Source organism: Hymenobacter siberiensis (assembly GCF_018967845.1).
GTDB classification, from domain to species: domain Bacteria; phylum Bacteroidota; class Bacteroidia; order Cytophagales; family Hymenobacteraceae; genus Hymenobacter; species Hymenobacter siberiensis.
This window is the reverse complement of the sequence record NZ_JAHLZZ010000001.1, coordinates 3,339,883-3,353,878: the sequence shown is the minus strand read 5'-3', so window position 1 is coordinate 3,353,878 and position 13,996 is coordinate 3,339,883. Positions and strand designations below refer to the sequence as shown.

At 58.8% G+C, this 13,996-nt stretch carries 11 protein-coding genes and 4 pseudogenes; 8 read left to right on the top strand and 7 right to left on the bottom strand.

The genetic code is table 11. The features are described from left to right. Window positions 1–93: 93 nt before the first annotated feature. Window positions 94–1,122, top strand: coding sequence for a glycosyltransferase family protein (locus KQ661_RS14580; RefSeq protein WP_216727346.1), 1,029 nt, complete (start codon window positions 94–96; stop codon window positions 1,120–1,122). An 89-nt stretch (window positions 1,123–1,211) separates the two neighbouring features. After that, on the top strand, window positions 1,212–2,681 hold the full coding sequence (locus KQ661_RS14575) for a GH1 family beta-glucosidase (protein ID WP_216727345.1): 1,470 nt from the start codon (window positions 1,212–1,214) through the stop codon (window positions 2,679–2,681). Between the two features lie 37 nt (window positions 2,682–2,718). Here the strand turns inward: KQ661_RS14575 and KQ661_RS14570 are convergent, their stop codons facing one another. Continuing rightward, on the bottom strand, window positions 2,719–3,351 hold the full coding sequence (locus KQ661_RS14570; RefSeq protein WP_216727344.1) for a hypothetical protein: 633 nt from the start codon (window positions 3,349–3,351) through the stop codon (window positions 2,719–2,721). 137 nt (window positions 3,352–3,488) lie between these two features. Here KQ661_RS14570 and KQ661_RS14565 point away from each other — a divergent pair. After that, a pseudogene (locus KQ661_RS14565) lies at window positions 3,489–3,973 on the top strand (hypothetical protein). A gap of 27 nt (window positions 3,974–4,000) precedes the next feature. On the opposite strand, the gene KQ661_RS14560 reads toward KQ661_RS14565, so the two are convergent. Next, the gene (locus KQ661_RS14560) at window positions 4,001–4,324 is read right to left on the bottom strand and encodes a hypothetical protein (protein ID WP_216727343.1); all 324 of its coding nucleotides are present in this window, start codon (window positions 4,322–4,324) and stop codon (window positions 4,001–4,003) included. Window positions 4,325–4,544: 220 nt separating this feature from the next. Between KQ661_RS14560 and KQ661_RS14555 the strand changes: the two genes are divergently transcribed. Beyond that, window positions 4,545–4,925 (top strand): transposase, encoded by a 381-nt coding sequence (locus KQ661_RS14555; protein WP_216726325.1) that lies wholly within the window; start codon window positions 4,545–4,547, stop codon window positions 4,923–4,925. Between the two features lie 8 nt (window positions 4,926–4,933). Then, a pseudogene (locus KQ661_RS14550) lies at window positions 4,934–5,155 on the top strand (gfo/Idh/MocA family oxidoreductase); the annotation flags it as partial. Between the two features lie 156 nt (window positions 5,156–5,311). On the opposite strand, the gene KQ661_RS14545 reads toward KQ661_RS14550, so the two are convergent. Next, complete coding sequence (locus tag KQ661_RS14545; protein WP_216727342.1) at window positions 5,312–5,770, bottom strand: VOC family protein; 459 nt, start codon at window positions 5,768–5,770, stop codon at window positions 5,312–5,314. Between the two features lie 267 nt (window positions 5,771–6,037). Here KQ661_RS14545 and KQ661_RS14540 point away from each other — a divergent pair. Next, window positions 6,038–6,802 (top strand): annotated as a pseudogene (locus KQ661_RS14540) (SDR family oxidoreductase). Window positions 6,803–6,885: 83 nt separating this feature from the next. Further along, a complete protein-coding gene (locus KQ661_RS14535; protein ID WP_216727341.1) occupies window positions 6,886–7,998 on the top strand; it encodes an IS630 family transposase in 1,113 nt (370 codons plus the stop codon). Window positions 7,999–8,030: 32 nt separating this feature from the next. On the opposite strand, the gene KQ661_RS14530 is transcribed toward KQ661_RS14535, so the two are convergent. Together KQ661_RS14530 and KQ661_RS14525 are read right to left on the bottom strand one after the other, a co-directional pair. Further along, on the bottom strand, window positions 8,031–8,891 hold the full coding sequence (locus tag KQ661_RS14530) for a fumarylacetoacetate hydrolase family protein (protein ID WP_216689041.1): 861 nt from the start codon (window positions 8,889–8,891) through the stop codon (window positions 8,031–8,033). A gap of 117 nt (window positions 8,892–9,008) precedes the next feature. Then, the gene (locus KQ661_RS14525) at window positions 9,009–9,743 is read right to left on the bottom strand and encodes an NADPH-dependent F420 reductase (RefSeq protein WP_216727340.1); all 735 of its coding nucleotides are present in this window, start codon (window positions 9,741–9,743) and stop codon (window positions 9,009–9,011) included. A 62-nt stretch (window positions 9,744–9,805) separates the two neighbouring features. Here KQ661_RS14525 and KQ661_RS23275 point away from each other — a divergent pair. Further along, window positions 9,806–10,826 (top strand): annotated as a pseudogene (locus tag KQ661_RS23275) (IS701 family transposase). Between the two features lie 792 nt (window positions 10,827–11,618). Here the strand turns inward: KQ661_RS23275 and KQ661_RS14505 are convergent. Together KQ661_RS14505 and KQ661_RS14500 are read right to left on the bottom strand one after the other, a co-directional pair. Further along, window positions 11,619–13,034 (bottom strand): phage integrase SAM-like domain-containing protein, encoded by a 1,416-nt coding sequence (locus KQ661_RS14505; protein WP_216727337.1) that lies wholly within the window; start codon window positions 13,032–13,034, stop codon window positions 11,619–11,621. Between the two features lie 127 nt (window positions 13,035–13,161). Beyond that, on the bottom strand, window positions 13,162–13,974 hold the full coding sequence (locus tag KQ661_RS14500; RefSeq protein WP_216727336.1) for a RelA/SpoT domain-containing protein: 813 nt from the start codon (window positions 13,972–13,974) through the stop codon (window positions 13,162–13,164). Window positions 13,975–13,996 lie beyond the last annotated feature (22 nt).

Below are 13,996 nucleotides of genomic sequence, written 5' to 3'. Positions count from 1 at the left end.
CATAACGAAGCGGTAGAGATGCTTCGACTACGCTCAGCATGACGTTCAGTTTATTACGCTACTATTCAGTCTGAAACAATCTGAAACTATTAAATGTCCCGAATCCTCTACGCCATCCAGGGCACCGGCAACGGCCATCTTAGCCGCGCCCTCGATGTGGTGCCGCTGCTGCAAAGCCGCTGCCAGCAGCTCGACCTGCTTGTGAGCGGCCCGCCCGCCGATTTGCCCCTGCCTTTTGAGGTGAAGTACAGGGCGCAGGGCATGGGGTTTGTGTTTGGTAAAAAGGGCGGCATCAACTTCGTGAAGACGTTTTTGCAGTTCAACTCGGCCAAATTTCTGCACGAAGTCCGGCACCTGCCGGTGGAGGAATACGATTTGGTTATCAGTGATTTTGAGCCGGTGAGTAGCTGGGCCTGCAAGCTGCGGCAAGTGCCCTGCGTGGCCCTCAGCCACCAAAGTGCCGTGCTCAATCCGGCCTCGCCGCGCCCCGATGCTGAAGACCCCGCCGGCCGCGCCGTGCTGAAGCACTACGCTCCCAATACGGCGCAGTACGGCTTTCATTTTCAGTCGTATGCGCCGGAGATTTCTACGCCCGTTATCCGCCAGCAGGTGCGCGAGCTGAGCCCCACCAACGAAGGCCACTACACCGTTTATCTGCCGGCCTACGAGGAGGAAATACTGGTGGAGCGCCTGCAGCACCTGAGCCACCGCGTGCGCTGGGAGGTGTTCAGCAAGCACAGCCAGACGCCTGCCACCTACGGCAACGTGCAGGTGTGGCCCGTGAGCGGCCCGGCCTTTCTCGACAGCCTGGCCCGCTCGGCCGGCGTGCTCTGCGGGGCCGGTTTCGAAACCCCCGCCGAGGCGCTGTACCTGGGCAAAAAGCTGCTGGTGATGCCCATGAAGCAGCAATACGAGCAGCAATGCAACGCCGCCGCGCTGGCCCAGATGGGCGTGCCCGTCATCAAAAACTTCAAAGACAAGAACCTGGACAAGGTGGACCAGTGGCTGAACCGCGACGAAACCATCCCCGTGGATTACCCCGACCAAACGGCCGCCGTGATTGATAAGCTGCTGCGGGAGCAATTGTATGGAAGTGGTGTTGGGACGGTTGTGGGCCAGTAAAAAGCGAAAAAGAACGTCATGCAGAGCGCAGCGAAGCATGACGTCCAGTCTGCATGACTCACTATTAATAAATTCTCCGCGCCCCGCGCATGATTAAACTGCCGCCTAACTACTCCGAGCCGCTGCCCGCCGCATTCTACCCGGCCTCCGCTCCGTTACCCTTTTCCCGGGCCGATTTTGGTCCCGATTTCCAGTGGGGTGCCTCGGCCGCCGCTTACCAGACGGAGGGCGCGTGGCAGCACCAGGGCAAAGGCCCCAGCATCTGGGACGATTTTACGCGCCGCAAGGGCACCATCCGGCGCAACGAGCACGGGCGCGTGGCCGCCGATTTCTACAACCGTTACGAAACCGACCTGGACCTGGCCAGCGGCATGGGCCTGACCGATTTCCGGTTCTCGGCCGCGTGGTCGCGGGTGCTGCCCGAGGGCACCGGGGCCGTGAACCGCCGCGGCCTCGACTACTACGACCGGCTGGTGGATGCCTGTCTGGAGCGCGACCTGCGGCCCCTGCTCACGCTCTACCACTGGGATTTGCCCAGCGCCCTGCAGGCCAAAGGCGGCTGGGCGAATCGCAGCATCGTGGGCTGGTTTTCGGAGTATGCCCAGCTCATGGCCCGTCGCCTCGGCGACCGGGTGCCGCAATGGGCCGTGCTGAATGAGCCCATGGTATTTGTGGGCGCGGGCCACCTGCTGGGGGTGCACGCGCCCGGCCGGCGGCACCTTGGGGCCTTCCTGTCGGCGGCCCACCATGCCACGCTGGCCCAGGCCGAGGGCGGCCGCGCCCTGCGCGCCATGCTACCGGACTCGGCCCGGATTGGCACCACGTTTTCGTGCTCGCACCTCACGCCGCACCGCCCCGGCAATGCCTATGACGAAGCCGCCACCCGCCGCGCCGATGCCCTGCTGAACCGCTTTTTCGTGGAGCCCACCCTGGGCCTGGGCTACCCCGTGGCCGAGCTGCCAGCCCTGCGCTGGCTGCTGGACCGCTACCAGAAACCCGGTGACGAGCAGCGCATGGCCTTCGATTTCGACTTCTGGGGCATCCAGAACTACACTCGTGAGGTGGTGAAATTTTCGCCCTGGCTGCCGCTGCAATGGGCGGCGCTGGTATCCGCCAGGCAGCGCGGCGTGCCTTATACCGACATGGGTTGGGAGGTATATCCCGAGTCGGTTTACCAAATGTTGAAACAGTTTGCTGCTTATCCAAATGCACCAATGTTGATGATAACTGAAAGTGGCTCAGCGTTTCCGGATGTGGCAGCGGAGGGTCGGGTGTCCGATGCTGCTCGCCGGGCATATCTGCAGGCGGCCATCGGGCAGGTGCTGCGGGCCCGGCGCGATGGCGTGGACGTGAGCGGCTACTTCGCCTGGAGCCTCACCGATAACTTCGAATGGGCCGAGGGCTACGGGCCGCGCTTCGGGTTGATTCACGTCGATTACGAAACGCAGGAGCGGATTGTGAAGGACTCGGGGCGCTGGTACCAGGCGTTTCTGGGCGGGCAGGCGGTAGAAAGTAACGTGGACTTTGTAGTCCGTGGCTCGCACAACTTGGGCCGGTAAGCGGCCACTCGCGCACTACGCGGACTAAAAGTCCGTGCTACAGCAGCATATCGCGGCAGTTCAGAAACTTCTCAATCAACAGCTCTGGTTGCTGCTCATCAAACTCCCCAAAGCCCAGTACGAAAGCCGGCTTGGGCTGCACAAATTTGAGGGCAGCATTCACCGTTTTCAGGTAAGGATTGATGCGGGCCTGGTTGCTCTCGGCGGCGGCAAATTCGGCATCCCAGCGCAATAATTCGGGGTCTTTGCGGACCAGGAAGGGAATAACGAAGGGCACGAAGCGGCCGAAAATGGGGTTTTCATCGGTGGTGAGGCGGGTATCGGGCCAGATGTGAAATTTGGCGAACGAGGCCGGCGGCTCCACCACGAAAGAAGCCTTTTCGACGGTCATTTCGGCAAATAGCTCGAGCCGGTTGGGCTGGGAGTAGAGCTGCGCGTAGGCCGCGTACCACACCGTAATACCGGCCTGATTGACCAGCTGGTAAGGGTGGAAGGAGCTGGCGATGCCCAGGCCGCCATGCGCCCCGATAACCTGCTGGTACAGCTCGCCAAACATCCCCAAATCAGCCGATTGCTGGTAGGGCTGGTTGGTGAGGCCGTAGAGGTAGAAGCTGGCGAAATCGGTGAGGGACGGGCCGATGGGGGCGGAAGCGGGAGGGGAGTCGGGCACGGGAAGCAGCGGTAACGGGAAAAACGGGGCCGGGAAACGGCTTAGCAGTCCGCAAACCTACTTCTCAACTTGTAACCTCACCCTGCGCTGGCCACGTCCGTGCTACATTCGGGCCCCTGAATTTCTGCCTGTCGCCCATGCTCCTCACTATCTCCACCACCTGCCAGCCCGCCACCTACCAGCCCGCCACCGACCTGGGCTACCTGCTGCACAAGAACCCGGCGCGCCTACAAGGATTGAAGTAGCCGGCGGCCAGGCCCACGTTTTCTATCCCGAAGCCACCGCCGAGCACTGTACTGCCGCCCTGCTCCTCGACCTCGACCCCATCGGTCTGGTGCGCGGCCGGAGCGGCGGCCGCGCACCAGGCTTTGCCCTGGAGCAATACGTGAACGACCGGCCCTACGTGGCCTCGTCCTTCCTGAGCGCGGCCCTGAGCAAAGCCTTCGGCACGGCTATGAACGGCACCTGCAAAGACAAGTCCGACCTGCCCAACGAAGCGATGCCGCTGGCCATTAAAGTGGCCGTCGTCTCCGCGCCCGGTCCCGACTGGCCCCTCCGCCTCTTCGAGCCGCTGGGCTACGAGGTGTACATCAAAACTACTCTACCCTACTATTTTAGTTAATTGATAAAGAGTTAGTTGGCAAATAATCTATCGAAATACGGCGTTCATGCTAGCGATGAAGGCCGGGTCAGTGCTGCGGCCGGGCCGCGTGTATTGCCGCAGAGCGTTGAGGCCGTGGCGGCTGAAACTGGCGCGTTTGTAGCCGTTGTTTTTGGTTTTGATGGGTTGCACCTTTTCGTGGAGCCAGGTGCCCACGCTGACACACAGCGCGTAGGCCAGGCTCACGAGGCCAACGAGTTTTTTGAGCTTGCCGCGGCACTGCAAATGCGTCCCGCGCAAGGCAAAGCCGCGCCCTTTCAGGTTCTGAAAACAGGCTTCGATGGTCCAGCGCTTGCGGTAGAACTGGCCCAAAAAAGCGACGTTGGCCGTGCCGAAAAGGAATAGGTACCCGCCCCCGTCAGGGCTGTGACCTGCGCCCCGCCCCAGACCCCGTCGACCTGGCACGCGGCCAGTTGGCGGCACTGGCCCGGGTGCAGGCCCCAGTCGGCCACGGCGTGACGGCGGCCGTGGCGGGGCGCAGGTCAAGGCGCTGGCCGGCGGCGAGTTTCTTTTTCTCTTTGGCACCTCGGGCTTGCAGCAGTTGGGCCAGCTCTACGCCAAGCGCTGGACCATCGAGCAGTGCTTCCAGAATCTGAAAGGCCGGGGGTTTAACCTGGAAAATAGTCACTTGGCCTGCCACCACAAGCTGCGTAAACTCCTGGCCCTGGTCAGTCTGGCCTACGCCTTTTGTCTGGCCGTGGGGCACGCCGCAGACCGACGCCAGCCCATCGCCCGCAAAAAACACGGGTACCGGGCCACGAGCCTGAGCCGCCACGGCTTGAACATCGTGCGCCAACTCACCCGTCCGACGACGGGCGCGCAAACAACAGTCAATCAGTTGGTTGAACGGCTACTGGATTGGGTTATCAAACAAGTACCTCATTATCAAATATCTGTGAAAATCATAGGGTAGAGTAAGCCGTCAGTTCGCCCTTTGAGCTGGCCGGCCCGCTCACCGAAGCCCTGCTCATGGCCAACCTCGCCATTCGCGGCTACGATATTCAGCGGCCCAAAACCATCGGCACGGGCTTCGACTACCCCGGCCGCGGCATCGAGCTGCTTTGGGACCCGCAGCAGCTGCGCGTCACCAATTTCGAGGAGGCCAACCAGTTTGTGAAGCGCACGTATCAGCCGGGCTGGTAGAAGCGGGGCAGGTCTAGGACCCGTGGATATCAGGCAAAATGCTGTCATGCAGCGCGCAGCGAAGCATCTTTACCGCAATGGTGATTGATTGCGTTGAGCGGTAAAGATGCTTCGCTGCGCGCTGCATGACGGTCAGTTTATTACTGCCCGCATACCCTAAAACGGGTCGTCGTTCACCTCCACCCAGTAATTATCCGGGTCCTGCAGATATACTTGTTTTACCCCATCGGGCCGGGCGGTCGATTCCTTGGCCAGCCCGGCCCAGCTGCCGTAGGTGGTGGCGAGCTGGTCGAGGTGGGCGGTGAATTTCTTCAGGTCTTTCACGCTGAAAGCCAGGTGCAGGTTCTTATCGTGCGGCTCCACTTTGGCCGAGCCCTGAATGATGTGCAGCTGGCTGTGCGGCCCCATCCGAAACCAGACGTGCCGGCCGTCCTTAAACGGCTCCGGAATCTGCTGCAACTCCAGCACCTTGCCGTAGAAATCCACGCTCTTCTGCAGGTCGAAGACGTATAGCGCGACGTGGCTGACCGCCGGGGTGCTTTGGGCGAAAGCAGGTTTCGCGCTGCTGAGCGCCATTAGCAGGCTCAATGAGACGCTGAAAAGCGTTTTCTTCATGGTTTACGAAGTGAATTAGCCGTGCAAACTGGCCGGTGAAAGCTGCCGCAAGGTGCAATTATTTTGCGAGTTGCCCGTGCCTCATCTTTCTGGTTTGCAGTGGCTTGGATTGCCGAATGTGCATGGGTAGAATGGCTAAATCTGTTCGGGCTGCTCATTGCGCGTGGCATAAGCGCCGACGATACCCGGTAGCGGGTGGCAGAGCGCGCCGGGCGGGCGGCGCTATTTTTGGGTAGTCACATTTTTCAGCCATCCATTTCTTGCCGCATGAACAGTAATTCCGCCTTCAGCCTGACCGGAAAAATTGCGCTGGTAACCGGCTGTAACAAAGGTATTGGCCAGGCCATGGTCCTGGGGCTGGCCAATACCGGGGCCGACATCATCGGTGTATCGGCCACGCTGGCGGCCGATGGCGGTGACACCGGCCGCTAGGTGCGGGCGCTGGGTCGCGCTTTCCACGCCTACCAGGCCGATTTCAGCCAGCGTACCGCCACCGATGCCTTCATCGCACGGGTGCAGCAGGATTTCCCGCGCATCGACATCTTCATCAACAACGCCGACACTATCCGTCGCGCCCCCGCCGCCGAACATTCGGACCAGGACGACATGCTGGCCATTAACCTCGACGCGCCGTTTCGCCAGGCCCGCGCCATTGGCGGCCAGATGCTGCGGCAGGGCAGCGGCAAAATCATCTTCACGGCTTCGCTGCTCACCTTCCAGGGCGGCCTCAACGTGCCCGGCTACACGGCCAGCAAGGGTGCCCTTGGCAGCCTGGTGAAGGCGCTGGCCAACGAATGGGTCGGCCAGGGAGTGCACGTAAATGCCATTGCCCCCGGCTACATCGCCACCGACAATACCACTGCCCTGCGCCAGGACGCAGAGCGTAGCCAGACCATTCTGGGCCGCATTCCGGCCGGCCGCTGGGGCACCCCGGCGGATTTTAAAGGCCCCACCGTGTTCCTCACCTCGGCCGCTTCCGATTACGTGCACGGCACCATCCTCACCGTGGATGGCGGCTGGATGGGGCGGTAATTGCAGGCTGATTTCTTTTATGAAGTAGTGGTCCAAAAACTTTAATTGGTCGTGTCGGATTAAGGGTGACTAAGTCCTTCGTTATGACCCTTTATCGCCTTTACCTGACCGCCGACGAACGCCAGACCCTAGAGGGGTGGCAGAAGAAGTATAAAGCCCATTCGGCTAAACTTCGGGACATTCAAATTTTGTTGAACAGCGACGAGCAGACCGGGCGCCGCCCGGCCCTGGAACTGGCTGCCGTGCTGGGCATCTGCACGCGCACGGTGGAACGGGTACGCCGTCAGTTCTGCGAGGAAGGCCTGAAGATGTTCGAGCCGAAAGTACGTAAAACGCGCTCTGACAAGAAGATAGATGGTCGGGTAGAAGCCCATCTGACGGTCTTGCTCTGCCAAAGTCCCCCCGACGACCACCCGCGCTGGCAGTTGGGGATGCTGGCCAACCGGCTGGTGGAGTTGCAGGTGGTCGAGCATATTTCGACCACAATGGTGGCGCGGCTGCTAAAAAAAAACGAACTTAAGCCTTTTCAGGGCCCCATGCAATGGGTGATTCCGGCCGAAGAGAACGCGGCCTTTGTGTGCCAGATGGAGCAGGTGCTCGACGTGTACGAGCAGCCCTACGACGCGGATTTTCCCGTCGTGTGCCTGGACGAATCGCCTAAACAACTACTCGATTACCAAGAATTTACTGCTTCCAACGGGCAGCCACACCGCGATTCGGAATACGTGCGCCGGGGCGTGGTGGAGTTGTTCGTCGCCCGCGAACCGTTGCGCGGTTGGCGCGAGTTGACCGTGGAGAACGACCACAAAGCCGCCACGTGGGTGCAGTTCGTGGCCCGGCTAATGGACACGACCTCTCGGGAAGCGAAAAAAGTGCGCTGGGTGATGGACAACCTGAGTACGCACCGAATCAGCAACTTCTACGCCCACTTCCCACCGGAAGTCGCCCGGGCCTATGTGCAGCGGATGGAAATCATTTACCCCCCCGTCCACGGGTCGTGGCTGAATATGGCCGAAATTGAATTCTCCGTCCTCACGCGCCAAGTGCTTGACCGCTCCTTTTCGAGCAAAGAAGCCGTGCAGGCGGTCGTCGAACGGTGGAAAAACAAGCAAAATGCCAACCTAAAACCGCGCAACTGGCAATTCAAAACCGCTGATGCCCGCATTAAATTAAGCCGATTATACCCGACTATTTAATGTTTTTTGACCAGTAGTGGGGGTTTTGTGCGTTAGGAAGCTGCTGAATACGCTTTCACCTCCTGCCGCGAAGTGCCCAGGCCGTCGATGCCCAACTCCACCACATCGCCGGGCCGGAGGTACACGGGCGGCTGCATGCCCAGGCCCACGCCGGCCGGCGTACCGGTCGAGATGATGTCGCCGGGCAGCAGCGTCATAAACTGGCTGAGATAGGAAATCAGGAAGGGAATCTTGAAAATGAGGTTGGCGGTGGTGCCGTCCTGCATCATTTGGCCGTTCACCGAGAGCCAGAGGCGTAGGTTGTCGACATCGCCAATCTCATCGGGCGTGGCCAGGAACGGGCCGACCGGCGCAAAGGTGTCGCAGCCCTTGCCCTTGTCCCAGGTGCCGCTGCGCTCCAGCTGGAACTCACGCTCCGACACGTCGTTGTGCAGCGCGTAGCCGGCGATGTAAGCGGGCGCATCAGCCTCCGTGATGTAGGAAGCGCGTTTGCCGATAACCACGGCCAGCTCCACTTCCCAGTCGGTTTTCACCGAGTTTTTGGGGATGATGAGGTCGTCGTTCGGCCCTACGTAGGCCGTGGTCGACTTCATGAACAGTACCGGCTCGGGCGGGGGCGTGGCGCCGGTTTCGCGGGCATGGTCGGCGTAGTTCAGGCCGATGCACAGGATTTTGGAAGGCCGGGCCACGGGCGGGCCGAGCCGTTCGTCAGCGGCGATGGGCGCGAGTTGGCCTTCGTTGGCCAGCAGGAATTCCCGGAGTCGTTGCAGGCCGTGGGAGGCGAAAAACGTCTCGTTGTAATCTTCTCCGAAGGCCGAAACGTCGAATTGTTGGTCCTGGATGATGACGCCCGGCTTCTCGTGGCCGGGCTGGCCGTAGCGGATGAGTTTCATTTGGTGGTGCAGATGAGGCAAATAGAAGCTGCAAGAACGTACTGCCATAGGGATTGCCAAAAAAAGAGCCATGACCTTCGCCACGGCTCTTTTCATAACGTTTTATCCATCAGCTGACTATTCGGCCGAAGAAGACTGCTGAAACTGCTTCATCATTTCCTTTCCCTGCTTGGCGTGGTTGGCCAGGAATTCGGCGTGCTGCTCCGGCGTACGCTGAGTGCCCAGACTGGCCAGGTGCTCGCGCAGCTTATCGGCGGGCATATCGGCCCCATAGTACGGCGTGCCGGGCTGCTGCCGCCACGACTCGTGCAGGCTGCCATCGTCCACGGCATCAAAGCCCAGTTCATCCACCAGGGCCATTACCTGTTGCTTGGCGGCGGCATCATCGCCGGCCACGGGCAGGGAAATGCGGCCAGGCGTGCCAGCGGGCTGGCCCTTTTTTTCGAGGTGGTCGGCGTAGATGTTGTTGAACACCGTCACCACGGGGCGGCCCAGGTGCTGCTGCACCCATTCGCTTTCGGTCAGGTCGCTGCTTTCCAGCTCGGGTATCCGGCCATCGCGCAGCAGGGGGTAATAGTTGCTCGTATCAATAATCGGCACATCAGCTGGCACACCCTCAAACAGGTCTTTGGGCAGGTCGGGGATGTTTTTCAGCGGAATGGTTACCACGATAATTTCACCGTAGTGGGCCGCTTCCTGAGCCGTGGCGGGTGTTGCGCCGGTTTTCTGGGCCACACCCTTTAGTGTTTCGGGGCCGCGGGAGTTGGCAATGAGGACCGAGTGACCGAGACTTGTGAGCCGCACGGCAAGGGCGCTGCCGATGTGGCCGGCTCCAATGATTCCAATTTTCATGCGAGTACTTGGTTAAATAGGACTTACGCATTTTGGGGTACTTTAAGCAAAACCGCCCGCTCATGCTGACCCAAACCGCTTACATCGAGTACCTGCTCAGTACGCCCACGAACTACACCTGCACGCATTTGACAGCCCATCTGCCCGATGTAAGCCACGACCAGGTAAATCAGTTTTTGCGCACGAGCACACTGCCAATCAATTAGTTGCGCGAATTAGTTCAGCCCTTGCTCCACGATTCGCCTGCGGTTTTTCTGCTCGTCGACGACAGCGTACAAGACCAACGCCACAACCGCTTTATCGCCCTGACCAAGCGGCTGTATTCGGGCAACGCGCACGGCATGGTCACCGGCATTGGGCTGGTCAATTTGGGGCATAGTAGCGGCGAAGCCGGGGATTTCCTACCCCTGGATTACCGCACCTACGCGCACCTGCGCGCCCGACCAAGAAGACCAAGACGAACAGACGAAAAACGACCATTTTCTGGCCATGTTTGACCAGGTTGCGGCGGAGGGCAAACTACTGGCACGCACCATTTTATTTGATTTCTGGTATGCGGGCAGCACGAATTTGAAACGCATTCATCGTGCCGGTTGGACGTTTTTCACGACCCTGAAAAGCAACCGGTTGGTGAGCCTGGCCAAAGAAAGCGGCTACCAAGGCCTGACTACGCTGGAGCCGCCGCCCGGCGGTTGGAGTCAGGGCGTGGAAGTGCGCCTGAAAGAAGTGCCCTTTGGCGTAAAACGCTTCAAGCTAGTGGCCACGAACGGCGACATTGAATGGGTTATTACCAACCACTTGGCTGCTCATCTGACCCGCGAAATGGTGATTGAAGCCGTGCAGGTGCGTTGGCAGGTAGAGGAGTTTCACCGCAGCTTCAAACAGTTGACGGGGTCAGAGAAGTGCCAGTGCCGGAAGGAGATGGCGCAACGCAACCACTTGGCCTGTTGTTACTTGGCCTGGGTATCGCTGCGTCAACACGCCCGCCGCATGGGGCAAACTATTTATCAGGCGTAACAACAGCAATGGGCACCCTACCTGCGGGATTTGCTCCAAAAACCACTCATTCAAGCACTTGTATAGTCGAGTGCGTAAGTCCTATTAAAGGGTTTTCGCAACAGCAATTGGTTGCTGCAAGCAGCTAAACAGTTTCGGCAGCCAATTGCTTTTTTAGAAGTGGGCAGCCGGCTGTTGGTAAATAGCCGCCGTTTCATTACCAGACGGTTGCTATTGTTTTGCGCGCAGCTAGCTGGCCACCCTGCTCACAAAGCGGGTGGAAGCGTAGTGGGACCACCTGATATCGTTCGGCCCACTTGTTCGTCAAGGTAGCTATCGGGAAGTGCCAGCAGGTGGTTGTGGGCGTCGCAGGCCCGGGAGAGCCTGTTGCACCAGATGCGAACAGACAGAAACCTGCGGGGCCTGCTTTCACAAACCTGAAGAATACAGGTATTTGCATTGTCGGTACTGGCTTGGGCGCGTTGCCCTATCCGCTTTTCACCGGCTCCACTCAACCTATCAATAACTTATGGCACCACGGTCAGCGCCGTTAACCCCGCCGTCACTTACACCACTACCATCTTTCAGTAATGAGCCCCCGTATGGCCTGCACAGTATTCCATTTTTACGCCCACGGCACGGGTCTGGGCCATGCTCTTGATGGCGGTATGGCCTGCACAGTATTCCATTTTTACGCTACCAAAAGGCCAGGCTGTCACTGAAAAAACAAAAAGGCCCTTCACTGCAAGTGAAGGGCCTTTTTAGCAAACGGTAGCGGTCTGGACGGGACTATAGGACGCTTGACGCCGCTTAATAGAGCTTAACTAAAGTGCCCTCACGCACTAGGAACGGCATTTTAGGTGGTTGGACTGCGCTATGCTAAGCGACGTCTGGCAGCGGTTTGCCACTGGTTTTTGCCACTGAGCGGGCCGTTTTGCGGAAAGTCTCGACTAATTCGTGCTCCACCACGCCCAGGTAGCGGTTGAAGCTGGCCTCGGTGCGGTGACCGGTGGCTTGCATGACTTGGGCGCGGGGCACACCCTGGGCAATCTTGAGGGTGACGAAGGTTTTGCGGCCTACCTTGCTCGTGAGCTTGAAGCGGGTGAGGTCGGCGAGCGCCTGGACGTGGGGCAGGTAGTCGGAGAGGCCATATACCACGGGTAGGCAGGTGGGCAGGTGCTGCGCGGCGTATTTCTCGACCAGAGCCACGGGCTTGAACACGTCGTCGTCGAAGTAGGGGATGAAGCACTCCTTGCGAGTCTTGCTGGCCTTCAGGCGCACGAGCTGTCCGTGAATCTGCCGACGGCTGAGCTTGTCGGCGTCGGATATGCGCAGGCCGAAATAGCAGCACTCCAATAGTTTGTCGCGGGAGAGCTCCAGCATGCGCAGGCGCTCGGCCACGCGCAGTGGGTCGGCCTGGCTGCGGCGCATACCTTTCTTCTGGCCGGCTAGCGCCTGCAGGGCCGGGTCGAGCTGCTCGAACTGCTGGTGCACGTAGGCGCGGGCGGCCTCGGTACGGAAATCCACGGCGGCCAAGCGCAGCAGCTCGGCCTCGGTGAGGGCATCGGCCCCGATGTACTCGTCGGGGGCTTCGAAGCGACGGTACTTGCGATTCACAGGCAGCTCCCTGTCCTCGGCCCAAGCCAGGAAGGATTTGAGGTGGCGCACATGCTTCCCAAAGGTGTTCACCGACTCGCCCCATTCACCCTCGAAGAAGAACTCGCTGAAGCGGGCGTACCAGGCGTGGTCGAGGATGGGGAAGGCTAGAGGCGCATCCTTTTCTGCGAAGTCGGCCAGCACATCGCGGGAGTTAGCTAGGCTGGCTAAGTAGGACTTGCTCAGGCCCTGACCCGACTTGTTGGATGTTTTTCGGGTCTGCTCGCCCAGCCATTGGTCGTAGTAGTCAAGCACGCCGGGCGGGGCGGCTTCCACCTGCGGTAGGGGAGCTATTTCCTCGCTGGTGGCTTGGGCTTCGTCGCCGGCGGCGAGCAGAGAGTAGCGGCGGTTGATTTCGGCGCTCATCTGCGCCTTGTCGAGCTTTTGGCGGGTGAGGATGGCCGCGTGCTCAGCAGCCTGCGCGGCCTGGGTGTAGCGCTCCAGTACTAGGTTGGTGTCGGCGGCGAAATTGCCGGGTGTGGGCTTCACTTCCTCGCGCTTGGCATTCCAGTGCTTGGGGTCGCACTTTTCGCCCGAGCCCTTGCGCAGACGCTGGCCCTCCCAGCAGAAGGTGAGCTGGATGGGAGCCAAGCCCTTTTTAGTAAGTAGGTCGAGGCGGAGCTGACGGGTTACTTCCATGCTAAGCTAGAGCAAGGGGCATTGATTTTAAGGAGTTATCATCCCAGATGATGGTGAGCTGTATAGGGGTGTTGCCATCAGCGACCAGAACGTCGAGGCGGAAATGGAGAATGGTTTTCATGTCGAATTATTGCTCGCTTGCCGGTTCAACTGTTTTTGCCTCTGATTTCGGTGGAGTCTCTGGGTCAGTCATTAGCCCTCTTGCCTTGAGGCCAGCAAGCGAAGGTAATTTTGGGAAAGGGTTAGTTAAGAATATGCCCTTGGCAAAAGCCGCAGCATTGTCCGCAGCACTCATTCTATCTGCAACATTCTCAAACTTATTCTTGTCGCCGGGAGATAAATTGGCATTCTTAATAATCTCTTTAAGTTCTGCTATTTGCTGGTCTTTCTCTAGCTCTAAGGCTTTAAATTCCCATTGAGATTCCTTGATGTAAAGATTCAGTTCTTGTATAAAACTGCTCATTTCGTCTGCGTTCCCAGCTAGTCGATTAAGCATCATTAGCATATCGTTGACTAATTGATTGTCAGTATTATTTGGGTAGCGAATTCTGTGGTCTACTTCGCTCCAACCTTCTTCAAAAATAGTCCTGACTTGAATTTCAACGTACTTTTTTTCCTTGGTAGTTGAGGTTTCGATAACATAATGTACTGAGCGATAAGCAGCGGGATGAACACGTAAATCGCAGCCTTGCTTAGAAAATCTATCGAGCATAGTGGGGGAGTCGCCAGTGCGATAATATGCAATGGGCTGTTCCTTTAGAGTCCACGTTTGGGTAATGTATTTGTGAATTCTTTCCCAACCGCCTTTAAATAGATGTAATACCCTAACACCTGCTAAATCATTGATTTCCAATTCGTAATTAGATAATGTAATATTTCTGTTTGGAAGTGCTTTTTTCTTTCTAATGATTTTGTTAAATAAATTTTTTGGGTCTTTCACTCTGTACCTGGCTGAGTGCACA